The sequence below is a fragment of the Rickettsia koreansis genome, assembly GCF_046532895.1.
In the GTDB taxonomy this organism is placed as follows: Bacteria; Pseudomonadota; Alphaproteobacteria; order Rickettsiales; family Rickettsiaceae; genus Rickettsia; species Rickettsia rickettsii.
In genome coordinates this window covers 416,856-440,320 of the sequence record NZ_WHLZ01000001.1, presented here as the reverse complement: position 1 = coordinate 440,320, position 23,465 = coordinate 416,856, and the positions used below count along the sequence as shown (strand labels likewise).

The window sequence follows — 23,465 nt, the reverse complement described above, 5'->3', positions numbered from 1 at the left end:
GAAAAACAACTAAAAGTGTATGTTGTTGTGACATTTTTAGCTGGATACTGTGGACAAGCTACTAGATGACAAAGTATGCTTTTTAAGTTCCTCATCCGTTAACCATTTATATTCTTTTTCTAGAATTTCAAATCTAATTTTTTCTAATTGTGCATCAAGAACAGGTTCAGGAACGATAGCAGAACCGGTAAACTCAAATCCTTGATAGTTAATTTTTAGTTTCTTACAAATTTCTTGTAATGATAATAAATTTTCTTCTATATCATCGATAAATATTATTGATTGTGGATAATAATTTGTTTTTCGTAATACATACTCAAGCATGCTTCCTTTATCATATTCTGCAGTGTAAATTATTCCGTCTTTTAATGTAGGTTTACCGTAACCGGCATTAAAATCTTCTATTATTATCTCATCTTCTAAAGGTGAAAATTCTTGAAAATTTACCTTTAATTCAGTGAGTTCACGAATTCTCCATTCGATCATATCTTCAATTACGCCGAATTTACCGGTAGGAAGTTTAGTAAGACCTATTGCTGGTACATTTTTTTCCGTAAGTAGAGCAAATATCGTTAAGATATCTGGGTTAACAAATCTAGCTTTCCTATCTTTAAGAACAATACTAAGTAATAATTCACATTCTTTTCTAGTAAGTCTTTTTTCAATGTTCTTCATTAATTCTTTTCTATAATCATGTGTTAACCTAGATTCATCACTATCCATTACAATTACTTCATCTATATCAAAAAGCACCAAGCTAGTATTATCGGCTTGTTTTACCGCTTCTATAACTTCTTTCAAATCATGAACTTTATTTATTTTGCTATACATATTTATTGTTTATTTAATATTACTTAAGAGTCTAATTACTTCTTCTAAGGAATTTGTCATTACCTTTAAATCTTCTTCTCTAGATAAATTATGGTGACCGTCTTTAATTAGCTTCATTACTATTTGTTTGCTCGTTATTTTTTCTAATAATTTTACTGAAACATTATACGGCACGTCTTCATCTAACATCCCATGAATTAGATGTACCGGTATCTTTATATCAATCTGTTTCTTTGTCAATAATAAATGTTTTTTTGCATCTCCTATCAGTTTATAGCTTATAGCATATTTATGCTCACAATTTTTACCGCTTACTTCTAGTATTCCCTCTTTTTGCATCTTATTTTGATCATTTAGAGATATATTTTGCCAAATATTTTCAGTACAATCTGGAGCAGGGGCTACACACACAAGTCCCTTTATTTTATCAGGAAATCTTAAAGCCGCAAGAAGTGCTAGCCATCCTCCTATGCTCGAACCTACTAATATCGCCTCCGTATTAATTAATTTGTCTAAAATTAGTGATACTCCTTCTAACCAATCACTAATTGTTTGATCCTTAAATTGTCCTGATGCGTTTCCATGGCCGAAATTATCAAAAACAATAAAATTATAATTGTTTTTTTTACAATAATCTATTAAATAGATAGCCTTAGTTGATTGCATACTAGACATCAAGCCGTGTAAAAAAATTACAGATGGAATATTTGTATTAATTATTCTATAATTATCATAGACAATAAATTTGTCTTGTGTTTTATTATAAAGCTTGTGCATTTTAAATAATTATTTTAATAGTTGAGATTTAATGCCTTCATTAAAGTCAAGTAAACGATACAATAAATATACTATTTTGCAAGTAGTGCCTGCTCTAGTTTCAGGAGGGGTTGAAAGAGGTACTATAGAAGTCGCAAAATATCTTAAAATTCTCGGTCATACTCCTATCATAATTTCAGCAGGCGGTACTCTAGTTAAAGAGTTAGATAAGGAAGATATATTGCATATTGAAATGAATAGTAACAGTAAAAATCCTTTTGTAATTCTGAATAATGCAAAATTGATAGCAGAGATAATCAAAAAATATAATGTTGATATAGTTCATACAAGATCAAGAGCACCGGCATGGAGTTCATATCTAGCAACAAAATGGACAAATGCTAAATTTTTGACTACCTTTCATGGGGTTTATAATATTCCGAATAGTTTTAAAAAATATTATAATAGCATAATGCTAAAAGGCAAGAAAGTTGTTGCCGTGTCTAATTTTGTAAAACAACACTTGCTCGAAAACTATAAAATTGATGAAGATAAAATAGTAGTAATTGAGCGTGGAGTGAATTGTGATTATTTCGATCCCGCAAATTTAACGCCGGAAAAACTTGAAAAATGTTGTGATAAATATGATGTACCGAGTAACGTGCCGATAATATTAATGCCTTCTAGAATGACAAGCTGGAAAGGACATCTTGTTCTAGTAGAAGCATTAAGTAAATTAAAACATAGAGACTTTTATTGTTTAATGGTCGGTGATATATCTAGACATCCCAATTTTACTAATAGAGTAAAAGAGCTTATAGCTAATCTAAAACTTCAAAATAAAATTCAAATTTTCGGTAATGATTCGGATATAATAAACCTATATGGGATTTCCGATATTATCATTTCTGCCTCAATCGAGCCTGAAGCTTTCGGGCGTACTATTATAGAAGGGCAGGCGATGGAGAAGCTTGTTATTGCAACTAATATCGGCGGGGCAGTAGAGACAATAAATAATAATATAACCGGTTTCCACGTAGAACCAAATAATGCCGAAGCGTTAGCACAGAAAATCGATTATTGTTTCTCGATTTTAGGTACTGATATTGCTAAGAAAATCCAAGAAGCGGCAAGACATACGGTAATTAATCATTTCTCTCTTGATCTGATGCTAAGAAAAAACCTTGAAATCTATAAAGAAATCTTAAAAAACTCCCATAATTGAACATCTAGATTTAGTATATACTCATGATAAATGAAAAGTAGTCAAGTATATAGGGTTGAATAGAATAGCTATTCTCCTAATAATTTTATTTCAGCATACAAATCTTCAAGATTTATATACTGATCATAAAAATTATTATAGTAATGAGATTTACCGTCATGATGCACTACAAGCATTAAAGTTTCCGGTAAAAATTCTTTTAAAGTTTGTTGTGCATTTTTTATAGATATTTTATCAAGATTAGCAAATACCTCGTCTAAAATTAATATTTTAGGGTTTGAAATTATAGCTTTAATGATTCCAATTTTTTTCTTGTGACTTTGCCACTTGGTGCATTTATTACATCATAATTTTTATCACTTAAGTGCGTAATTAATGTACCTAGATCTAATTTTATAAATAGTGTGTTAATTTTTTCTTCTAATAATTGCTTATTACTTTTAATGATTGATTGATCAAGGCCGGAGGTTATTATTTCAAATAAAGTAGATTAAACCGGTATGTAACTATTCTGATCAATAAATATTATTTTTGGATTTTGATAATGGGTAGGTATGGCAATTTCACCAACGCTATGGCATGGATCAGCAATACAATTGACTAAACTCTTTAAAAAAGTAGTGTTGCCTTTCCTAAGGAAGCTGAAAGAAGATCATGTGCTCATAGTTTGAATACTAATTTTTCAAAACTCAAAATAGTGCTTTCTTCTATAATTAGGTTATAATCAGAAATTACAAGTTCATCGTTTGTATCATTAGTAGACCATGTTATTCCTTTTTTATTCTCAGAAGAAATTGCCTCTATTAATTTTGTAATTCTCGCTTGTGATATAACTGCTTCACTAAAGATTATTTTTCATGAGGAACTTGTTAAGAATGATTTTAAGGTTTCAAGCTAAGGATTAAGTAGTAGAGCTTGCTCAGTCGTAATCTCTCCATTTTTTACTTTATAAATATAGTAAAGTGATTTTATGAGTTTATCGGAGATATCTAGTACAGTAGTTATAGTATTTTTTGTGCTATCTAAAAACAACATTTTCTTTGATATTTCTTTTTTAGCTTTAAGTTGCTTGGCATATTGATTTTGTACAAATTGAGCAGAATCAGTTAACAAGATATTTGAAGTATTAGAGGATATATTTCTTACTATAGAAGCTTTATTTTCGTTAATTTTCTCTGTTTCTTGCCTGTAAGAAATATCCAGTTGATATAATATATTTAAAAATCCTTGCTTAATATTTTCAAACGCATTAAATAATAGCTCCTGGAACTAAATTCATTATCTCTTGCAATGCAATAAGCTGTATAATTTTTTGAGTGGTTAAATTCCCTAATTGTAAAATTCCAATAGTGAAAGTATTATTAAGATCATTAAATAAATTATTAGTAATAGCTTCTATATCCTTTAATCCTAAGATTTTACTTTTATATTCCTCGTTTAGTAACAGTTCTAAAGTTTTTTGTTCGATTAAATCTTGAGTATTTTGTGTTAAAGAAGCTTTATATGATTGGAATAGTGTGCTGATTATATTTTTTCCACACCATAAAATACTGATTTTTGCTCCTTGAGAAACAAGAGGTCCTATAGCAGCATTAGGGTCCTGTATGAGTAAGGTTAATATAATTAATGTATTGCCATCATTTCCGGTATAGTTAATAAAACTACTATTTATGTATGCTTCAATTAAATCTAAAACCTTTGGGTTACATCTTTAATTTCATTTTTTGAATCATTTTTAAAATTGTTAGAAAGTATATTAGGATCAATTACCCTAATATTAGGAGTTAAGTTTATCTGAATTTCTTGTAAATTTTCCTGATAATTTAAGAAATCAGTCCCATAATATGCTAAGCCTACTATTGCAGCTGTAGAAGTTAAATAAATTGGTACTGAATAATTAGGAAAAGTTGTGATGAAATTTGTAGTAATAGGGTAGATTACACTTCCTTTAAATGTGGCAGAAGTAAGATAATGTTTCTGAAAATATCCTTCGGTTATTAAGATTTCATCAGTAAGAGTTGCCGAAACAAAAAGACTGCTTTCTGTTGTCCCATTTACAATAAAACCAAGTTATACCTCTAATTATTAAATGCGTTCCATATGCTAACTTCTTGGAAAAGGTAGAATCAGCGATTTTTATTAAAAATAGATATCGTTATTGTGAGCGGGCGTTGTTGGGTGTATCGAAAAAGGCACTCGGTGTTATACCGTGGTTTGACCACGGTATCCAAAAACAACTGAAAAACTGATCCACGCAGCAATACCTTTCGAGCGATTGAAAGGTAGCGTGGCACCTCCATAAAAATAATAAAAAAATGCTAAAAAATTAGCATTTTTATACTTCCTTGCTTCGTCAAAAATTACAGTTTTTTCTTAGCTCAGACGTTAAATTCTTAACTAATCTATCTTTAATAAACGCTACTGAATTAGGTGATAAGTTGTATTATAGTATAAAGAAAAAATGTAGGTGTAGGGAAGAAAGTAAAAAGGCAGATAAATAAAACCTGCCTTTTTATAATTATTAACGGGAATATAACTCGATTACTAAATGCACTTCTGCTTCAAAAGGATATGGGACATCAGAAAGAGCAGGAACTCTTAAATATTTACCGGTTAATGAAGGTACATCAAATGATAAATACCCCGGTGTTGTTTGACCTTGTTTTGAAACGGATTCTTGGATAAGCGGTATTTGTTTTACGGATTCTTTAACTTCTATAACATCGCCTGCCTTTAGTCGTATGCTTGCGATATCGGCTTTCTTACCGTTTAATTTAATATGTCCGTGTGAAACTAACTGTCTTGCAGCAAAAATAGTTGGAGCTATATTCATTCTATAAACTACAGTATCAAGTCTACTTTCAAGTAACCCAATGAAATTTTCACCGGTATTACCTTTCATTTTTTGAGCAAGTGCAAAAATATTTCTAAATTGTTTTTCAGTGACACGACCGTAGTGGCATTTCAATCTTTGCTTAGCTTTTAAATGTAAACCATAATCTGAAGTTTTAATCATGGTATTCTGCCCATGTTGCCCGGGACGATAATTTCGTGTATTGAAAGCATCCTTGCTATCACCCCATAGACTTACTCCAAGTCTTCTACTAGCTTTATATTTAGAACGAACAATTTTTGTCACTGATAATATCCTTAACTTATTATTTGAATTACAAAAAAATATATACATTTCTTGCATCAAAGTCAATCATTGATTTTTAACCTAAAACTTTTTATATTTAATTAAAAAATATTTCATATGAGTTCTTTAGTAAGACCAATCAATTTAGGTAAAATCAATCATTCACAAAGTACTGTTAAAGACTATATTTTACTTATGAAACCGCGTGTAATGTCGCTTGTGATTTTTACGGGTTTTGTAGGTATGTGGCTTGCTCCTTATTCCGTGCATCCGTTTATTGCTGGTATTGCAGTTGTTTGCATAGCTCTTGGGGCAGGTAGTGCAGGGGCAATTAATATGTGGTACGATAGAGACATCGATAGCTTAATGAAACGTACCCAAAAAAGACCGATAGTAAGAGGAGTTATAGAATCTGATGAAGCTTTATCTTTTGGTTTGATAACGGGATTTTTTGCAGTATTTTTTATGGCTTTATGTGTTAATCTACTTGCATCCTTTTTACTGTTATTCACTATTTTTTATTATATATGTATTTATACTCTCTGGTTAAAGCGTCGTTCTATACAAAATATCGTTATTGGTGGAGTATCGGGAGCCTTACCTCCTGTGATAGGTTATGCAGCGGTAAGCAATACTATATCTCTAGAGTCGATTATATTATTTTTGATTATTTTTATTTGGACGCCGCCGCATTCATGGGCTCTTGCTTTATTCTGTAACGATGACTATAAAAACTGTAAAGTACCGATGATGCCTGCAGTAAAAGGGACTTTATATACTAAAAAACAAATTCTAATTTACAGTATTCTTTTATTTATTGTTTCGCTAATGCCTTTTTTTATTGGAATGAATAATTTTATATATTTAATAATTTCTGGTATTCTTGGGGTAGTATTTCTATATTATGCCGGTTCTTTATTCTATGACACCCCTGATAACAAACAAGCTAAACGATTTTTTGTCTATTCGATATTTTACTTGTTTTGTATATTTTTACTTTTGTACTCAACTAACACTATATCCACTATTAGCTGAGAGATAAATAGTGTTGGGTTACTTTTATGGAAGATACAATTGAAACCCAATGTGAAGAAACATATCATAAGTGTATTTTCATGCAAGTGATTTTTTATTTATAACTGTAGTATTTATAACTGTAGTTTTTAAATTTTATGCTTTTGTTTCGTAATTTTGATAAGTATGAAGAGTTAGAATATATATAGTATTTTATTCCATGGGAGCAACCTGTCATACAACACACTCCATCGTTGGAGAAAACTACTCTTAATACCGGCTTTATAACGTACCGCCTTGCCTCCATATTCTCTTACTTTATTTTTCTGTATAATTTGGTTGCCAAATTAAAGCTTCACTCTCTAATCTATTTGGGGCAATATTTCTTTCATGCTGCTTATCGTTATGCGTTAAAAATATGCATTCCGCTTTTATAAACGGTTTATATTGGTTATTTATGTATTGAGCTAAATCTTCAAATAACTTTGCATATTCGGTAAGCCAGCCTTCATAAGCAATAATAGGAGCAAAGTTTAGATGAACTTCGTAACCTGCTTCAATAAAAATATTCACCGCTTTTATTCTCTCGATAATTGGACTCGTTTTTGGCTCTAATATCTCACTCATTCTTGCCGGCATCACACTAAATCTAATCCTTATTTTGTTTTCATGATTAAAATTAAGTAATTTAGGATTGACATATTTAGTAGCAAAAGTTGCTTTAGCACGTGGATCTTCTTTGAAGAAATTAAATATCTTGAACCAATTAGTGTGTTTCCAATGCAAACTTATATCGGTAGAACAACCTATATCATATGTCCAATATTTAGAATCTGTTTGATTGGAAATTTTAGTCGGTAAATTTGCTATATGTTTATCCAATACGTCAAGTATTTGATCTATATTTTCATTGATATATAATGTCTCATAGTTATGACGCATAACATAACAATAACTATTGCTGCAACCTCCGGCACAGCCATACATGAAGTTAGGCGTTATGTAATCAGCTGATCTTCCATTAGGACATACGTGCAAAGCTTTCGTATTTTGTATTATTTTCTTAATCATATGATTTTAAATTAAAGTTTATTTAAAATACTTACTTAGCTTTACAAACTTCAGATTTATTTACTTACATTGAAATTGTAGTTATAAATTATTAATTACAAATATATTATAAGTTATGGAAAAACCAAGCTATCTAAATTTTGATAATAAAAGTTATAAATGGAAAAATGATATTGAGTATCGTAAATGTCCGGAAAGCTATAGAGTAGGTAAAGGTGAGCAAGGAGTATGCATTTGTCAACCATATAAAAATGAAATTTTGCCTTATTGGAAGTTTAAAACTTCTGAAATTGCTAAAGAAAGTAGTGAAAAAATATCTCGATCTTCATAACAGATATCCAATATCAAGAAGAAAAAGACAATCTACGAAAATTCGTTGAAACTGATCCTGAAGAACTTTCAAATTTTATTGAAACTTATGATAAAACTGAAAAATATAACAATAGAGAAGCTGAAATTTTTCATAGTTTAAGTTCTATTTTAATGGAAAAACAACAAGATAATGCGATTAAATCATTAAAGAAAGCTATTGAACTAGATCCAAGTAAAGCATACTATCACGAAGAGTTTTTTACTAAATTACATAAAATAAATCCGGAGGAAGCACTCGCTTCTATCAAAAGAGCTATAGGGTTAAGTTCAAATAGAAAATCATTATATGAAGACCTTATTATTTTGCTGAAAAAGGCAAATTATGATGAAGAAGCAGCAAAAATTACTCAAGTAATTCCAGATTTCCCTAAAAACATATCTAATTTGGTATTAGATACTGAGGAAACAAAGGATGTGTATCCAATTAGGTTTGGCACAGGAATAACTGTATCAAAACGTGGGTATTTATGAGTTTTGCACTGTCATCTAGTTTGCTTGCTAACTAAGTCTAGAAAAAATAACTTCAACATTGTTACTACACTATATTATATGTTGTGCTGGATGATGACATAGAGAGGAATAATAAGTCACACAACACCCGTGACGGTCACATTAAAACAGTTTCTTCAATCCTTTTTGTAGAAGCTTATTCACAGGATCTGCTTGTTGGTTTTCCTGCAGAGGGCTGCTTTGTTTCTCTGTATTTGTATCCTTTTTCTTTCTGAGACCCAAAGCATCTTTAATAATATTTTCAGGTTTCTTCTCTCCGCTTTTTAAGTCTTTAATAACGCTATTAAATACGTTTTTAACTAAATATGTTTGAAAGGCTTGAACGTCTAATTTATGCTGCGGATTATTTATGAATCCGTATAGTTTAACGGCTATAGGCGGTAAATCCGCAATAGTAACGCTTGCACTAACATCCATCATATATTGTGGTAAGTTAATTTGACCTCTTGCATTTGTTGTGGCAGGTGAAGCATCTAAACGACATTCATTTAAATTAAGCTTGCCTTGCGTTATATTTCCGCTGGCAATTAAATTTTTAAAAGATGTGGATCCGCCACTAAAGGAGCTGCTAATAAGTCGCAATACTCCTTCGGTATTTTTAGCATTATTTACCGCATCTGCGATTCGGTTTAAATCAAATCCGCTTATTTCCCCGTTATCGCTATTTACGTTAAATTGTCCATTTAGATTATTAACATATGTATAAACGCTATTACCGCGAGAAATAAGATCGGCTTTAAAGCTTAGTCGCCCATCAGTTATTTTTATTTTCTCCGATTGCGGAGTGAAATTTTTGAGATAGGCATTTTTTAAATCGATTTTAATTGCAGCGTTTTGATCTTTGGCTGAACTCACATAACCGGTGCTATTTAGTTCGCCACCGTAAATGCTTGCATTAACTGAAGTAATATTCAGCGTGCCGCCAGTGATATTTAATTTTGCTTTTAAATTATTTATGATTAATGAGTCGTTAGTTAATTTATCAATATTTGCGGATAATTGCCCTTCAATTTCATTTAAAAAACCTAAATTAATAGGATTATTTGACCAAGGAGAATTATTTTTATCTGTAGGTATGTTTTGAGTAGCAGGACTATTAGTTTTATTTGGAGCAGGAGTAGGACTATTACTTGTAAGAATTTTATCCAAGTTAACTAACGGACTATATAAGTTAAGATTAAAATTGGGCTTCTGAGTTGCTAAATTAATATCTCCTTTAATAGATATATTAGTATTAAAAGCGGATATTTTATTATTAATATGGAAAGTATCTTTAATTTTTTGCACTCCTCCGTTTAACTGCAATACTCCAATCTTACTTAAATTACTTACTCCCATAAGAGACATAAACGACTCAAAATTATTAATTTTTAGATTGTGCGAAATAGTTATATCTTGTGCTAAATTTTTAAGCTCAATATTGCCTGTTAGATTACTATTTGCAGCCGATAAATTAATATTTTGTAATTTTATTGCTTGAGAATTACTAATTACATTAGAAGTAAGTATAAGTTTTTGGTTAATAATAGACGGTAATTTATCGGTCTTTAGTTTTAGAGCATCAAGTATAGGTTTTAAACTATCAGCTTGTAGAATAATATTTGTCTTATCTAAATTAGAGCTAATTTCGGTTATAATGTTACCGGGATTGATAATAATATTTGATTTTAGGTTATTATGCTCTATATCATAATTTGCATTTGCTAGTAATTCTATATTTGGATAATTAAGTCTAGCATCTTTAATAGCTATATTTTTACTATCGGTAGTAATTGCCGTAGTTAGCTCGTAGTCATTTTGTAAATCAGCAGGCATACCTAAAGTTTTAGTATTACCTTTAATATTTGCGTTACCTATGAACGAATTATTTTTGCTATCAAATTTTCCTTCGATTTTAATTTTTTCACTGGCAAGATTAATATTGGCACTTAACGGAATTATTTTACCTATTTCTTCAATATTTCCGTCTATATTAATTTGCTGTTCTAAAGCCTTTAAAGTTAAAGTCAAATCTATAGGACCTTTAAGGCTTTTAATTTTAGTCTCTAAGTTAATATCGTTAAATATTTTCTCACTGTTTTTTGCTATATATATTACTTTGCCGTCTATAATTTTAAAATGACTAATCAAAATAGGAAGTGCTAATTCAGTTTTAGTATCGGTAGATTCTACAGGGCTAATTTCATTTGTTTTGGATGCATTATTAGGTGTAGAAAATTGCCAATTTTTTTGTCCATTACTTAAAACTTCTAGATTTATAATCAGTTTTTGCAGTTCTATAGAAGCTACTTCAATTGCTCCTCTAAAAAGAGGAAAAAGTCGTAATGACGCTTTAGCACCTTCAACGGAAACTAGATGAGGTTCTTTTGTACCGTTTATTGATGATAATTTAATTTCTGATAGTGATATTGCGGGATTCGGTAGTAAAGCTAATTTTATGTCGCCGTTAATAGTTAAATCTCTATTTGTAGCCTCTTTAACTTTATCTATTATTATTCCTTTATAATGATTTAAAGGAATAAAGAAAGGAATAACAATTAATAATAATATTATACTTATAAATATAATAAGTGAGTATTTTAAAGTTTTAGGCATAGAGCTTAATCTTCTATTTATATACATATATTAATTATTATAGTATTTAAGGATTAATTGTCAATTTTATATTAATTTACTCAATTAAGGATTGAAATAATTATATTCTATGTCATTCCCACGAGGCGTTGTTGCGTGGACCGGTAAAACCCACTGTGTGTCACCCCGTGGCTTGACCATGGGGGCCATAAAAACAATAAATACTAATAAATTTAGTATTTTTAACTGGATCCCGTGGTCAAGCCACGGGATGAGACAGTGATGAATAAGAATCGTAGGGTACTATAAAGAAATTGAAAATTACGGTAAATTATTCAAGCTTCTCTTTAATAATTTAAAATCACATAATCTTTAGTTATAATAGGAAAAAATTCTTTATTGAAAGGTAATAATTCGGTTGTTTGATCTGAAAATGCTATTTCAATTATGTCACCGGCACCAAAGTTAAGAATATTTTTAATTTTGCCTATTTCTTTATGATCTTGGTTTAATACCGGTAAATGAGTTAAATCCGCTATATAAAATTCATCTTCTTCTAGTTCCGGTAAACTTGCTCTTAAGCAAAATATTTTATAACCTTTTAAATTTTCAGCTTCATTTCGAGTAGCTATATCATTAAATGTACAAATTAATTCTCCTTTGGCATTTTGGCTAATTAGCTTAATATGTATATTTGCTCCTGACTCATTTACTAAATTTCTTTCAAGTATTTTTGTAGCAGGGTCGGTAAAAGATTTTAACATTACATGACCTTTAATTCCATGACATGATTTTATTACACCGACTAAAATTAAATTTTCTAAAGAATTCATTAATTTGCCTTTAAATTTTGATGATTATATATAATAATATATTTAAAAACTTTTTTACAGACATGATAAAAAAAATAGCTGCCGGCGTCATAATTTGTTTCTCATTATTGTTATTTATAATGTTTGGTGCATTATCGTTTGTTAACTATAATTCGGTTACTAATAATTTTACCAGTCATTTAGGAATTGCGAAAGAAAATATCGGAAAAATAAAGATGAATAAATTTCCTTTGTCCTATTTAGTTATTGAGACGATAAGAGAAGAAGGAAAGTTAGATTTAGAGCAGATTAAAATTCATTTTTCGTTGTGGTCGCTTATAAAATTTAATCCTAAAATTAATAAAATAGATATATTAGATGCTAAATTTTATTCACATTCTAATGTATTAAATATTTATAATCATGAAGAGTTAATAAAGAATTTCTTTAAATATAAATTACAAAATATAAATCTAAATATTACTAATCTAAGTATTATTAATAAACAAGATTATTCTATTTTAAATTTTAATAATTGTATATTAAAAAAAGAAAATGCTTTATCGTCTAATTACATATTTAAAACTACAAGTAACTATATAGGTAAAATTTCAGGTTCAATTAATAAACGTGACGATATAGTAGATTTTAGTCTTAATATTGATAATAATGATTATGGTTTTAAGTTATCGCAAATTTACAAAGATTCTAAGCTTATTAGCGGTAGTGGTGAATATCAGATTAAAAATTTAGCATCGGTAATGTATAATATATTACCGGATTTAAATCATCTTTTTAATAAATTTAATCAACATGAGGCAATAAACGTTAAATTTAATATTTCAAATAATGAAGATGAAATAGAGCTAAAAGACATAGTCATAGCATCGTCTTTTATTATTGGTCATGGATTTGTTAACATTGCTAAAAATGATAATATTACTACTAATGTAAAACTAGATTTTCCTAAAATAGATTTAAGTTCGTTAATTTCTCCAAATGCAGAGGTAACATTTAATACTTCTTCTTCAAATATTAGATTTATTTTTGCCGATAAATTACTTAAAGCAGACGTGGCAATTAACGAAATAATTTTAAGTAATAATGAAGCACTAGAAAAAATAGTCTTTTCTTCTAACTTATCAAAGGGTACTTTAAAGATAAATGAATTTTCAGGTAATATTAAATCAGGTGGAGAATTTAAGCTTACAGGTAATGTAACACAGAATGCCGTTAGAAGTATGTTCGATGGACAGCTATATTTAAAGCACAACGATATAAATTCGTTACTGAATATTTTAGGATTTAACGATGTTACTATTAAAGAAGCTATTCCTTTTAGCTTGTCATCGGATTTAAAACTCACTTTAATAGATTTATTTTTTAAAAATTTATTACTCAAAACAGATAATTTAAATTTATCAGGAAATTTTTCTAGTAAATTTATTGCTCAAACCCCTCGTTTAGACGCTACGCTTAATATATCTTCGCTTGACTTAAGCAGTAGAACGTATCCAATAATTTCGCCGCTTATCGAATTTACAAAAAATTTAACTAAAGATATGAAAGCGCTAGATTATCCAAGTAAATTCATCCCTATTAGAACAATAGGATATTTAGCTCATTTAGATATTCTGATAGATAGCGTTAAGTATAACGATCATGTATTTGACAAAATGAATTTGCTTGCTAAAATCGTACCAGCTAATATAAAAATTAGTAATTTAGATTTTAAAACTGCTAACAGCTATTTATCAACTAGCTGGAACTTAGATGCATCGAGTGTATTACCGTCTTTGACCGTAGAAATTAAGGACGGTAATCTTACGACTGATTTATTATCACCGGCAGGAATGCTTAATTTAAGAAATAAATTAATAAATGATTATAGTTTAGATAAAGCTACCTTACAATTTTCCGGTACATTGTCTACATTATTACAAAATGATTTAATATTGAAAAATGTTAAATTTTATGTAGCAAATAATAATAATTTATTACAATTTAATAATATTGAAGCAGAATTATTAGGCGGTAAGCTTCAAGGTAACGGCAATATTTTATTAAAACCTTATGCTATAAATTTCGTATATGCTTTAAATACAATAGATTTAAACAAAGTTTCAGCTCTTATGCCTAAAATATTTACTGCAAGTGGTGGAAAAATAAGTATAAGCGGTAGTTTAGGAACTAACGGTAACACTCTTCAAAGCCAGCTATATAACCTGACTACAAAATCACAATTTGCTATAAACAATATAGATGTTAATAATTTTGCAATTGATTCTTTTATAGAAAAAATTGATACAGCTGATTATAAGGTACAAAATTTAGATAAAGATATAAATAGTGCTATAACCACAGGACAAGAAAATATTAGAGGTATAAGCGGTGATATTGAACTACAAAAAGGTATTGCCCTTTTAAAAAAAGTAAAATTTGCAACACAATATAGTAGCGGTGCAGCCTCTTTTGCAGTTAATATATATAATTTTGATATGGATGCATCTAGCATTTTATCATTTTACGTGCCGGCAAGGCTTGTTAAGTTAAATACCTCAAATACAAGTTCTGATAAAGATAGCTTGGCACATCTTAATATAAAAATGCAAGGGAGTATTTTTGCTCCTAAGAAAACTTTTGATAGTAGTGAGATAAAAAAATTACTTATACCCCAAACAACTGAAGACACAACTACTACAGATAACCATTAAAAAATAAAAATAAATGACTAATACTAAAACTTTAGAAGCAAATATTAGCTTTGAAGAAGCTTTAAAAGAGCTTGAGGAAATTGTTAAAAAAATAGATAACGGACAAGAGAGTCTAGAGACGGCAGTTAATAGCTTTGAAAGAGGTATTTTACTTAAGAATCATTGTGAGAAAAAACTAAAAGAAGCTCGGTTAAAAATTGAAAAAATTACTAAACTTGCTGATTCTACAGTAGTCTTAGAAGAGACGGAAGTGTAGTGTTGACATAAAGCATACATTGTACTAATATCATAAGATGACAAAGAAATGTAATTATAGCTTTTCTGCTGAAAAAAATTATAAGTTAATAAGTGAGCGCAAGGTAAGTTTTGAAGAAATAATATCAGTTATAGAAAGTAATTGTTTATTGGATATAATAGGACATCCAAATCCTAATAAATATTCAAAGCAAAAAATGTATATAGTTAAATTTAATGAATACGCCTATTTAGTGCCTTTTATTATTGAAGTTGATGGAACAGTGTTTTTAAAGACTATTATTCCACGTCGCAAAGCTACTCAAAAATATCTAAAAATAGGAAAAAGTAATGAGAAATAAAGAGAATGTATCAAATATAATACTAGATGCTGAAGAAAACGCATTGCTGGAGTCTTTTGAAAATGATGAATGGCAAAGAATTAAAAATTTTGAACAAGAGAAACATATAGCACAAGTTGCAGCAGCTAATTATTTAAAAAAAGATACTCGAATAAATATTCGTATTTCTAGTAGTGATTTAATGAGAATAAAACAAAAAGCTGCTTATGAGGGATTACCTTATCAAACTCTTATTTCTAGTATATTACATAAATATTCAGCAGGACATGGTTAATAATACCTATGTAATCATATAATTGACTTTATCTATACCGTTCCTAATATTGTTTTGATGAGTTTTTGTGCTGGATGTTTATATTTAACAAAATACATTATTCCTAATAATTTTCAAAAAGAAGAGCTTGGAAGTTTTGGTGGGTTTTTATCGGGTGTAGTTTGTAGTATGTATGCGGTATCAACCGGTTTTGTATTAATTTATTTACTCGGTAATTTTAATAAAGCACAAGAAGGGGTGGCAGCAGAATCTATAGTGTTGATGAGGCTTGCAGATAGTGTAGGTTGGCTTCCTCATGAAATGAGACCTAAAATTTATCTAGATATTAAAAATTATACCAAAGGTGTAATGTAGCGTGAATGGCAATTAATGAAAGACGGCAAGCAAATCGGTCATGAAGCTCTTAGTTTCCTCCAAGATATTAATAAGAGACTACAAGCTTATAAAGCAAGCGAGCAAATGCAGCTATTGACTAAGCAGGAAATCATCATTGAGGAGATAAAAGAGCTTTATACAGTAAGGTATAACAGAAATGTCCTATTTTCCCTTAAATATTCAATGTTGGATAGTTGTATGTATAATGACTGCTATTAATTTAATTTTTGTCTGTATGCTTGGCACCAAGCTTTATTTACATAAGATTTCGGTTGGTTTAGTTTGTATCACTTCATCATCAATGCTTTTGTTATTATTTATATTAGACAAACCTTTTCGAGGTCCTTTCGCCGTAAATCAATATGACCTTATTAAGGCTATACATTATATTGAGAGATTAAATTAGTGATATCTGTAACAACATAACGCCATAATTTATCCATGCCTTTAGTAATACCTATACGAGCAGTAGTAGAGTAGGGTAGCTTTAAGCCGATATCACCGACAAAAAATTCGTTGTTATTTATAAGATCGCATTTATTATGAGAAATATTAATTCCTAAATATTTGCATAATTTACCCGGACCGTTGAGGTATAGATTTTCAGGCGAAATAACATGTACGCCTCTTATTAAGGTCGCAGCAGGGAAGCCTTTAGCTTCGGTTACGAAATTTAAACAATAATACATTCCGTAAATTAAATAGACATAGCTAAAGCCTGCAGGACCAAACATTATATCCGTTCTTTTTGTTCGCCCTCTTGCTGCATGGCAAGCAGGATCATTCTGCCCTATATAGCTTTCAGTTTCAGTAATGATGGCTGTTTTACCTTGGAAATAAAGAGCTTTACCGATTAACTCAGTGCTTACTACATTAGTATCTCTTGCAAAAAATTCACGAGGTAAAGGGATTAGTTTATTCATGTTTTTGAAAAAAATATTTAAATTCTTATGTCATTTTGTAGGAGTGAAGTTAGTAATTTCATATTCAGCTATATTATTTATATAAAAAGGATCTTCTCTTAATATATCTTTAAGCTGACTTAGTTTTTCTATATTAGCTAAAATAATACCGCCAATTCTTGGATGTATAGGACCTAATAAAATATCCTTTATCATAACATGTATCTAAACATTTTCTATGTTCCGTAATAAATTTTTCAACAGAAGAAAGGTCTAAGCCTAAGGTATATTTAAGGTTTACAATAAACATAATTTATATTTTTTTATTAAGTATTTTAGAATTTTTTATAGAGATTGGAACGGTATCATATCCGCCGTCGCAAAACGGTTGACATTTGATGATTCTTTTAAAGGTAAGCCACAAGCCTTTTATGCTGCCGTGCATTGATATAGCTTCTTTGGCATATTCAGAACAAGTGGGGTGAAACCGGCAATTATTGCCAAGTAGTGGAGAAATGAAATATTGATAAAATCTAAGTAATAATAATAAGATTCTAGTCATTTTGAAGCTTGTCTATTATTTTCCCCATTTTTTCTTGAGTTAGATCTTCATAATAATCGTCATTAATCTGTACGACCGGAGCGTTAACGCATGCTCCCAAACATTCTATCTCGCTTAAAGTAAATTTTTGATCTTCAGTAGTTTCTTTGAGTTTTACACCTAATTTCTTTTCGCAAATTTTCATTATATCATCACTACCACGCAGCCAGCAAGGAGTAGTAGTACATACTTGAATATGATATTTACCAACTCGCTTTAAGTTAAACATAGTATAAAATGTTGCAATCTCATAAGCCCGTATATAAGGCATTGCTAACATATTTGCGACATATTCGATAGCAGGAACAGGTAGCCAGCCGCCGTTTTGACGTTGTGCTAGATCAAGCAGCGGAAGTATTGCACTTCTTTTTCCATGCGGTGGATATTTTTTTATAATCTCTTCTGCTAGATTTAAATTTTTCTTATCAAATGTAAAATTTGTAATTTTTGTATTCATATATTTTTAGTACGGTATAGTTTTATGTCATTCCTGCACAAGCAGGAATCCATAGAGCTATTTAATGAAATCTTTCCATTTAGGATTAGTTTTTTCTATCAGTTCTATTTTCCCACTACGTTGCCATTTTTTCAAGTTTTTTTCTCTTGTAAGTGCTTCTTGAATATCAGTAAATTCTTCTTTATAAAATAGCTTTATAATATTATATTTTGCGGTAAAACCTTTTATTATTTTTTATTTATGTTCATAAGCACGACGTATTATATTATTAGTAATACCAATATATAAAGTACCATGCTTATTAGAGCATAATATATATACCCAATACATTTTTTTGTTTTTTAGTTTTATTTTATGGATTCCTGTTTTCGTAGGAATGACAGCGCAACGCAAGTACAAGCCCACGGCATGACAAATATATTACCTATCTATCTCACCAAATACTATATCAAGCGTTGCAATAATAGTAATAACATCTGCCATTAAATGACCTTTAGACATAAAATCTAGTCCTTGCAAATGAGCAAAGCCGGGTGCTTTAATACGACATCTATAAGGTCTATTACCTCCTTGCGAGTATAAATATACACCAAATTCGCCTTTAGGGGCTTCTACGGCTTTATAGGTCTCGCCGGCTGGGACGTCATATCCTTCCGTATAGAGCTTAAAATGATGAATCATTGCTTCCATAGATTCTTTCATTTTGGCTCTTGTCGGTGGTGTTAATTTAGGATCATCGGTTTTAACTGCACCTTTCGGCATTTTTTCTATACATTGCTTGATTATCTTGATTGATTCGTACATTTCAAGCATACGAACGAAATATCTGTCGTAACAATCACCGTTTTTGCCGATTGGTACTTTGAAGTCCATTTCATCGTAAACGTCATAAGGGTTTGACTTGCGTAAATCCCAAGCTATACCCGAACCTCTAAGCATTGGTCCTGAAAACCCCCAGTCCATTGCCTCTTTTTGAGACGCAACGCCGATATCTACTAAACGTTGTTTCCATAATCTATTTTCATTTAGTAGACTTTCAATATCGTGAAGTTTAGGAGGAAACTGTTCTATAAACTTATCTATATCCTCAAGTAAACCTTCGGGTAAATCTGCTGCAACCCCGCCCGGTCTAAAGTAGTTTGAATGCATACGAGAGCCGGAAACATGCTCATAAAATTCCATGATCTTTTCTCGCTCTTCAAAGAGCCATAATAAAGGAGTAGTAGCACCGATATCTAAAGCTTGGCTGCCAATATTCAAAGTATGGTTCAAAATTCTTGTTAGTTCTGAGAATAGTACCCTGATAAACTTAGCTCTTCGTGGAACTTCGCATTCTAATAACGACTCGACAGCTAAAGCAAATGCATGTTCCTGACACATCGGTGAAACATAATCAAGACGATCAAAATATGGTATAGCCTGCAAATATGTTTTATGCTCAATAAGTTTTTCCGTACCACGATGAAGTAACCCAATATGAGGGTCGGCATTATTTACTACTTCCCCGTCCATCTCAAGGATTAACCTTAAAACTCCGTGAGTTGCCGGATGCTGTGGACCAAGGTTTAGAGTTATAGTTTTGGTGTTGTTAGTCATAGTATTTTTCCTACTGTCACCTAGTTCGCTTGACCACGGGGTCCAGTCTTTTTTATTTTTTCTGGATCCCGCGATCAAGTCACAGGATGACATTCATTTTATTTCTGGATTCCTGCTTTCGCAGGAATGACATCGGTTGCCTTCTCATCACCTGGCAATACATAACTCGGGCTATGCCAGTGCGAGCTAAAATCAAACTCACGATATTCTATGTCTAAATCGACCGGTTCATAAGCTACTTTCTTTAGCTTCTCATCATATTTAACTTGTGTATAGCCTGTTAACGGGAAATCTTTACGTAATGGATGCCCCTCAAATTCGTAATCGGTTAGTATGCGTCTTTTATCGTCATTACCCTCGAAATTTACCCCGTACATATCATAAACTTCACGCTCATACCAACAAGCGGCACTAAATATATTCATTGCTGAAGGTATAGTTTCTTTTTCAGATATATATACTTTTATTATAAGACGCTTATTTAATTTTAAGCTTAATAAATTATATACTACTTCAAACCTTTTATAGTCAATTGATTTGGACTCGCCTGCATTGTCGCTCGTCGCTTTCCTATTAGTTATAGGCTTCGCGCCTTGCTCCTTGTGGCCAAGCCCAACTGAATTGACTACGTTATTCTGAGGAAAATCAGCTCCAAATAAATCAGTAAGTAAAGTGAAGCGTAATTCTTCCGATTCTTTTAGAGCTTTTAAAAACGGCAATAAAAAATTCGGATCGATTTTATAAGCTAGGTAATCTTTAACCGTGATCGGAGTTATTAAAATGCTAGATTTAGCTGCAAGTCTTTCAATGAGTTTGTCTAGCGTCATACTTAAAACCTGTAGTGCGTTTAATTTTTTTCTGTAACTGCATAAGCCCGTAAATTAATGCTTCAGCGGTAGGAGGGCAGCCAGGGACATATACGTCAACCGGTACGATTCTATCACAGCCACGCACTACCGAATAGGAAAAGTGGTAATAGCCGCCGCCATTGGCACAGCTACCCATTGAAAGCACCCATTTAGGTTCAGCCATCTGATCATATACTTTACGTAGAGCCGGTGCCATTTTGTTAGTAAGCGTTCCTGCAACTATCATAAGGTCGGACTGTCTTGGACTTGGTCTAAATAACATACCGAAGCGATCCATATCATATCTACTTGCTGCTGCCTGCATCATCTCAACAGCACAACAAGCAAGCCCAAAAGTCATAGGCCATAAGGAATTAGCTCTCGCCCAGCCTATAACGTCATCAACTTTAGTGAGTAAGAATCCTCTATTAGAAAGCTCATTACTTAATAATTCGTCTTCTTGATAAAAATTATTTTTCATATTACTACCAGTCTAAAGCTCCTTTCTTCCATTCATATATGAACCCGATAATAAGTACGAATAAGAAAAACATCATTGAGAAAAAGCCTATTTTACCTATCGTATTAAGACTAATAGCCCAAGGCACTAAAAATGCAATTTCAAGATCAAAGATAATAAATAAAATAGCAACTAAGTAAAAACGTATGTCAAATTTTGCTCTTGCATCGCTAAAAGGCTCAAAACCGCACTCATAAGGTTCTAGCTTATCTTTATTATATTTTTTTGTCGATAATAGGTTAGGTAGAATCATTATTAAACCGGAAACCAATACCGCAATACCGAAAAATATAGCAATCGGTAGATATTCTTGTAAAAGTTCTGAGTTTTGTAGCATATGTTTTTTATTATATTGTTCTGTCATTGCGAGAAGAATTGCACAGTAATGCGACGAAGCAATCTCAGGATATTTGATGAGATTGCCACGCAGCCTACGGGCTGCTTGCAATGACGTAGATTTAATGACACTTAACTCTATATTTACCTCAAATAGCATCAATTATCAATGACAATATCAGGTTTAACTAGTAGCTTCATTAAAACTAGTACCCAAATACCGCTTGATATCCACCATATTTGCCAAATATTATATGAAATCATGCCGATAATATAGTAATTTATAAAACATGCATAGGAAATTGCTTTGAAATTTTTATTTTTGAGATTACTAATTTGTTTGAGATATTTATAAACTAAGCATAAAAATAATATTAAACCTATTATACCGAGTTCAAGAGTAATTTGTAATATATTATTATGAGGATGAAGCGGCAAAGGATGCCATTTTTCTCCGTTGTAATCGATCATTTCACTATCATTAGCTTCGATATATTTAGAAGAAGCTAAGCCATAGCCTAAAATCGGCTTTTCAATGATTTTGTTTGCGACGAAATGCCAAATAAATAAACGATGAGCAGCGGAAGGTTTTGTAGCTAAATATTGTTCAGATAAATCTTGTGGTTCTATTTGTTTAGCTATCACAGGAAATAGTAACGAGCCGGTAATTAAACTTATTGCGATTAATTTGAAAAATATCGGCTTCATAAATCGTGTTAAAATAAATATTACTCCTCCTATACCGAAGCCTAAAAAACTTGCTAAACTATCGGAAATACTTAGCAAATAAAGTACTAATATATATAGCATTAATGCATGTCGTTTTTTACCGTTAGAAAGTAAAATTATAATCGCTACCCAAGCGGTAATTGAAAGTAAAGCACAACCACGATCTAGCATATATAAGCCAAAACTAGTTTTGAATATTCTTGTTAAAAATCCATGAGAAGAATATTCGATGAAGAATAATAATATTGCTGTGAGAATTCCGAATATTAAGGCTTTTTTAAGCTGTAAGCGATTTTGAAAAGGAGAAGAATTACTAACTGCAAAGCCAAGAAATAAGAGTATAAAAACTTGAGTAAAAGTAGCTAAGCTATTAATAAGATGGATTGCGAATAAACAAGATATAAAGCACCAAGCGGTGAATAACATTGTCATCCCGTGAGCTTGTAGTGGGATCCAGTCTTTTTTTATTTTTTGGATACCGTGGTCAAGCCACGGTATGACATTGTTACTGGATTGCCACGCTCCTTTCAGTCGTTCGCAATGACTATTAATACTTCGCAGGAATGATATAAGCAAAAAAATTGTAACAGTAGCTGCAGCGGATAAGCCCGCCAGCATCCCAAGGCTTGGAATTAAAAATATTAAACTTGAAATTAAATATTGCATCTAAAAACAATCTTTAGCAAAAATTTCGTAGATTGGGTGTTCAAACGTTGAAAGTGAAATGCTTGAAGAAATCATCCATCCTTGAAAGAGTAAATTAGGATCTTCGTCTATTTTATATTCCGTTATGGTCATCAACAAATAATTATCTTCATTATATGGATCAAGGTTTTTTATACATTTGTGCAATTTGATTTTTATATTACCGAAATATTTTTCTTCTCCGACTTTAAAATCTATCTCTTCAGAAGTAGCAGTAATGTTATTTAGAGCAATAATTTTGCCATTTGTATAATTCTTAAACTCAGAACTATCATTAATATTATCGTTTGGATTTAAAATAGGATGATTTTCATCAAGAGGGATAAATACGTCATTTTCAATATCTTCGGTTGTAGTAACCGACTCTAAATTTTCTGCGAATATAGGAAAATTAATGCATATAGTAATGATAAAAATAATTTGTAGTAATTTCATAGATAAATATATTATTTTTCGAAATTATATACTATAGGGGATTAATGGCAATGATAATTTATGATAAGGTTTT

General features: G+C 30.8%; 24 protein-coding genes and 2 pseudogenes. 9 read left to right on the top strand and 17 right to left on the bottom strand.

Translation table 11 applies throughout. The features are described 5' to 3' along the window. Positions 1-36 precede the first annotated feature (36 nt). Both GCO76_RS02485 and GCO76_RS02480 read right to left on the bottom strand, forming a co-directional pair. On the bottom strand, positions 37-831 hold the full coding sequence (locus GCO76_RS02485; protein ID WP_410956059.1) for a DUF2608 domain-containing protein: 795 nt from the start codon (positions 829-831) through the stop codon (positions 37-39). Positions 832-840: 9 nt separating this feature from the next. Then, positions 841-1,608 carry an alpha/beta hydrolase gene (locus tag GCO76_RS02480; RefSeq protein ID WP_410956058.1) on the bottom strand — a complete coding sequence of 256 codons (768 nt, stop codon included), beginning with the start codon at positions 1,606-1,608 and terminating at the stop codon, positions 841-843. A gap of 31 nt (positions 1,609-1,639) precedes the next feature. Here GCO76_RS02480 and GCO76_RS02475 point away from each other — a divergent pair, with 31 nt between their 5' ends. After that, positions 1,640-2,812, top strand: coding sequence for a glycosyltransferase family 4 protein (locus GCO76_RS02475; RefSeq protein ID WP_103896848.1), 1,173 nt, complete (start codon positions 1,640-1,642; stop codon positions 2,810-2,812). 2,521 nt (positions 2,813-5,333) lie between these two features. Here the strand turns inward: GCO76_RS02475 and rpsD are convergent. Next, a complete protein-coding gene (gene rpsD / locus GCO76_RS02470; RefSeq protein WP_010977111.1) occupies positions 5,334-5,951 on the bottom strand; it encodes a 30S ribosomal protein S4 in 618 nt (205 codons plus the stop codon). 117 nt (positions 5,952-6,068) lie between these two features. Between rpsD and cyoE the strand changes: the two genes are divergently transcribed. Continuing rightward, on the top strand, positions 6,069-6,986 hold the full coding sequence (cyoE, locus tag GCO76_RS02465) for a heme o synthase (protein ID WP_410956057.1): 918 nt from the start codon (positions 6,069-6,071) through the stop codon (positions 6,984-6,986). 297 nt (positions 6,987-7,283) lie between these two features. Here the strand turns inward: cyoE and GCO76_RS02460 are convergent, their stop codons facing one another. After that, positions 7,284-8,036: an SPL family radical SAM protein gene (locus GCO76_RS02460; protein ID WP_410956056.1), complete on the bottom strand. Its 753-nt coding sequence runs from the start codon at positions 8,034-8,036 to the stop codon at positions 7,284-7,286. 115 nt (positions 8,037-8,151) lie between these two features. Between GCO76_RS02460 and GCO76_RS02455 the strand changes: the two genes are divergently transcribed. Together GCO76_RS02455 and GCO76_RS02450 are read left to right on the top strand one after the other, a co-directional pair. Next, entirely contained in the window at positions 8,152-8,367 is a 216-nt protein-coding gene (locus GCO76_RS02455; protein WP_012737014.1) for a DUF4385 family protein, read from the top strand. 152 nt (positions 8,368-8,519) lie between these two features. Beyond that, positions 8,520-8,879, top strand: a complete 360-nt coding sequence (locus tag GCO76_RS02450) for a hypothetical protein (RefSeq protein WP_410956055.1) — start codon at positions 8,520-8,522, stop codon at positions 8,877-8,879. A gap of 141 nt (positions 8,880-9,020) precedes the next feature. Here the strand turns inward: GCO76_RS02450 and GCO76_RS02445 are convergent, their stop codons facing one another. Both GCO76_RS02445 and rimM read right to left on the bottom strand, forming a co-directional pair. Continuing rightward, entirely contained in the window at positions 9,021-11,513 is a 2,493-nt protein-coding gene (locus tag GCO76_RS02445) for an AsmA family protein (RefSeq protein ID WP_410956054.1), read from the bottom strand. A 326-nt stretch (positions 11,514-11,839) separates the two neighbouring features. Further along, entirely contained in the window at positions 11,840-12,325 is a 486-nt protein-coding gene (gene rimM / locus GCO76_RS02440) for a ribosome maturation factor RimM (protein WP_103896845.1), read from the bottom strand. 62 nt (positions 12,326-12,387) lie between these two features. Between rimM and GCO76_RS02435 the strand changes: the two genes are divergently transcribed. From GCO76_RS02435 to GCO76_RS02415, 5 genes and pseudogenes are all read left to right on the top strand, one after another. Continuing rightward, positions 12,388-15,018, top strand: coding sequence for an AsmA-like C-terminal region-containing protein (locus tag GCO76_RS02435; RefSeq protein WP_410956053.1), 2,631 nt, complete (start codon positions 12,388-12,390; stop codon positions 15,016-15,018). Between the two features lie 13 nt (positions 15,019-15,031). Continuing rightward, complete coding sequence (locus GCO76_RS02430; RefSeq protein WP_014014175.1) at positions 15,032-15,274, top strand: exodeoxyribonuclease VII small subunit; 243 nt, start codon at positions 15,032-15,034, stop codon at positions 15,272-15,274. 37 nt (positions 15,275-15,311) lie between these two features. Next, the gene (locus GCO76_RS02425) at positions 15,312-15,614 is read left to right on the top strand and encodes a toxin (protein WP_410956052.1); all 303 of its coding nucleotides are present in this window, start codon (positions 15,312-15,314) and stop codon (positions 15,612-15,614) included. Next, positions 15,604-15,888 (top strand): CopG family antitoxin, encoded by a 285-nt coding sequence (locus GCO76_RS02420; RefSeq protein ID WP_410956051.1) that lies wholly within the window; start codon positions 15,604-15,606, stop codon positions 15,886-15,888. The genes GCO76_RS02425 and GCO76_RS02420 overlap by 11 nt, the downstream gene beginning before the upstream one ends. A 57-nt stretch (positions 15,889-15,945) precedes the next feature. Further along, positions 15,946-16,669: pseudogene (locus tag GCO76_RS02415) on the top strand (bestrophin-like domain). Here GCO76_RS02415 and GCO76_RS02410 read toward each other — a convergent pair. The 11 genes and pseudogenes from GCO76_RS02410 to GCO76_RS02360 form a co-directional block, all read right to left on the bottom strand. Further along, positions 16,641-17,186 carry a DNA-3-methyladenine glycosylase gene (locus tag GCO76_RS02410; protein WP_410956050.1) on the bottom strand — a complete coding sequence of 182 codons (546 nt, stop codon included), beginning with the start codon at positions 17,184-17,186 and terminating at the stop codon, positions 16,641-16,643. The pseudogene GCO76_RS02415 and the gene GCO76_RS02410 overlap by 29 nt on opposite strands. Before the next feature lie 30 nt (positions 17,187-17,216). Next, positions 17,217-17,381: a YciI family protein gene (locus tag GCO76_RS02405; RefSeq protein WP_410956049.1), complete on the bottom strand. Its 165-nt coding sequence runs from the start codon at positions 17,379-17,381 to the stop codon at positions 17,217-17,219. Positions 17,382-17,478: 97 nt separating this feature from the next. Then, positions 17,479-17,727 carry a membrane protein insertion efficiency factor YidD gene (yidD, locus tag GCO76_RS02400; RefSeq protein ID WP_410956048.1) on the bottom strand — a complete coding sequence of 83 codons (249 nt, stop codon included), beginning with the start codon at positions 17,725-17,727 and terminating at the stop codon, positions 17,479-17,481. Further along, complete coding sequence (nuoE, locus tag GCO76_RS02395) at positions 17,720-18,223, bottom strand: NADH-quinone oxidoreductase subunit NuoE (protein WP_410956047.1); 504 nt, start codon at positions 18,221-18,223, stop codon at positions 17,720-17,722. Before nuoE ends, yidD begins: the two co-directional genes overlap by 8 nt. A 57-nt stretch (positions 18,224-18,280) precedes the next feature. Continuing rightward, a pseudogene (locus tag GCO76_RS02390) lies at positions 18,281-18,553 on the bottom strand (GIY-YIG nuclease family protein). Positions 18,554-18,643: 90 nt separating this feature from the next. Beyond that, a complete protein-coding gene (nuoD, locus tag GCO76_RS02385) occupies positions 18,644-19,819 on the bottom strand; it encodes an NADH dehydrogenase (quinone) subunit D (protein WP_014014181.1) in 1,176 nt (391 codons plus the stop codon). A 98-nt stretch (positions 19,820-19,917) separates the two neighbouring features. Beyond that, positions 19,918-20,646, bottom strand: coding sequence for an NADH-quinone oxidoreductase subunit C (locus GCO76_RS02380; protein WP_410956046.1), 729 nt, complete (start codon positions 20,644-20,646; stop codon positions 19,918-19,920). Further along, positions 20,624-21,148 (bottom strand): NuoB/complex I 20 kDa subunit family protein, encoded by a 525-nt coding sequence (locus GCO76_RS02375; protein ID WP_004995988.1) that lies wholly within the window; start codon positions 21,146-21,148, stop codon positions 20,624-20,626. The genes GCO76_RS02380 and GCO76_RS02375 overlap by 23 nt, the downstream gene beginning before the upstream one ends. A 4-nt stretch (positions 21,149-21,152) precedes the next feature. Next, positions 21,153-21,524 (bottom strand): NADH-quinone oxidoreductase subunit A, encoded by a 372-nt coding sequence (locus tag GCO76_RS02370; protein ID WP_014014184.1) that lies wholly within the window; start codon positions 21,522-21,524, stop codon positions 21,153-21,155. Positions 21,525-21,682: 158 nt separating this feature from the next. Next, positions 21,683-22,918: an O-antigen ligase family protein gene (locus tag GCO76_RS02365; protein WP_410956045.1), complete on the bottom strand. Its 1,236-nt coding sequence runs from the start codon at positions 22,916-22,918 to the stop codon at positions 21,683-21,685. After that, complete coding sequence (locus GCO76_RS02360; RefSeq protein ID WP_410956044.1) at positions 22,919-23,392, bottom strand: DUF2155 domain-containing protein; 474 nt, start codon at positions 23,390-23,392, stop codon at positions 22,919-22,921. Positions 23,393-23,465: the final 73 nt, after the last annotated feature.

Excerpts from the sequence above, each read along its gene's own strand:
- GCO76_RS02455 (WP_012737014.1), top strand. The coding sequence starts at position 8,152 with ATGGAAAAACCAAGCTATCTAAATTTTGATAATAAAAGTTATAAATGG.
- rimM (WP_103896845.1), bottom strand. The coding sequence starts at position 12,325 with ATGAATTCTTTAGAAAATTTAATTTTAGTCGGTGTAATAAAATCATGT.
- GCO76_RS02435 (WP_410956053.1), top strand. The coding sequence starts at position 12,388 with ATGATAAAAAAAATAGCTGCCGGCGTCATAATTTGTTTCTCATTATTG.
- GCO76_RS02445 (WP_410956054.1), bottom strand. The coding sequence starts at position 11,513 with ATGCCTAAAACTTTAAAATACTCACTTATTATATTTATAAGTATAATA.
- GCO76_RS02380 (WP_410956046.1), bottom strand. The coding sequence starts at position 20,646 with ATGACGCTAGACAAACTCATTGAAAGACTTGCAGCTAAATCTAGCATT.
- nuoE (WP_410956047.1), bottom strand. The coding sequence starts at position 18,223 with ATGAATACAAAAATTACAAATTTTACATTTGATAAGAAAAATTTAAAT.
- GCO76_RS02370 (WP_014014184.1), bottom strand. The coding sequence starts at position 21,524 with ATGCTACAAAACTCAGAACTTTTACAAGAATATCTACCGATTGCTATA.
- GCO76_RS02460 (WP_410956056.1), bottom strand. The coding sequence starts at position 8,036 with ATGATTAAGAAAATAATACAAAATACGAAAGCTTTGCACGTATGTCCT.
- GCO76_RS02450 (WP_410956055.1), top strand. The coding sequence starts at position 8,520 with ATGGAAAAACAACAAGATAATGCGATTAAATCATTAAAGAAAGCTATT.
- GCO76_RS02375 (WP_004995988.1), bottom strand. The coding sequence starts at position 21,148 with ATGAAAAATAATTTTTATCAAGAAGACGAATTATTAAGTAATGAGCTT.
- GCO76_RS02360 (WP_410956044.1), bottom strand. The coding sequence starts at position 23,392 with ATGAAATTACTACAAATTATTTTTATCATTACTATATGCATTAATTTT.
- GCO76_RS02410 (WP_410956050.1), bottom strand. The coding sequence starts at position 17,186 with ATGAATAAACTAATCCCTTTACCTCGTGAATTTTTTGCAAGAGATACT.
- GCO76_RS02405 (WP_410956049.1), bottom strand. The coding sequence starts at position 17,381 with ATGATAAAGGATATTTTATTAGGTCCTATACATCCAAGAATTGGCGGT.
- yidD (WP_410956048.1), bottom strand. The coding sequence starts at position 17,727 with ATGACTAGAATCTTATTATTATTACTTAGATTTTATCAATATTTCATT.
- GCO76_RS02420 (WP_410956051.1), top strand. The coding sequence starts at position 15,604 with ATGAGAAATAAAGAGAATGTATCAAATATAATACTAGATGCTGAAGAA.
- GCO76_RS02425 (WP_410956052.1), top strand. The coding sequence starts at position 15,312 with ATGACAAAGAAATGTAATTATAGCTTTTCTGCTGAAAAAAATTATAAG.
- GCO76_RS02365 (WP_410956045.1), bottom strand. The coding sequence starts at position 22,918 with ATGCAATATTTAATTTCAAGTTTAATATTTTTAATTCCAAGCCTTGGG.
- nuoD (WP_014014181.1), bottom strand. The coding sequence starts at position 19,819 with ATGACTAACAACACCAAAACTATAACTCTAAACCTTGGTCCACAGCAT.
- GCO76_RS02475 (WP_103896848.1), top strand. The coding sequence starts at position 1,640 with ATGCCTTCATTAAAGTCAAGTAAACGATACAATAAATATACTATTTTG.
- GCO76_RS02430 (WP_014014175.1), top strand. The coding sequence starts at position 15,032 with ATGACTAATACTAAAACTTTAGAAGCAAATATTAGCTTTGAAGAAGCT.
- GCO76_RS02480 (WP_410956058.1), bottom strand. The coding sequence starts at position 1,608 with ATGCACAAGCTTTATAATAAAACACAAGACAAATTTATTGTCTATGAT.
- cyoE (WP_410956057.1), top strand. The coding sequence starts at position 6,069 with ATGAGTTCTTTAGTAAGACCAATCAATTTAGGTAAAATCAATCATTCA.
- GCO76_RS02485 (WP_410956059.1), bottom strand. The coding sequence starts at position 831 with ATGTATAGCAAAATAAATAAAGTTCATGATTTGAAAGAAGTTATAGAA.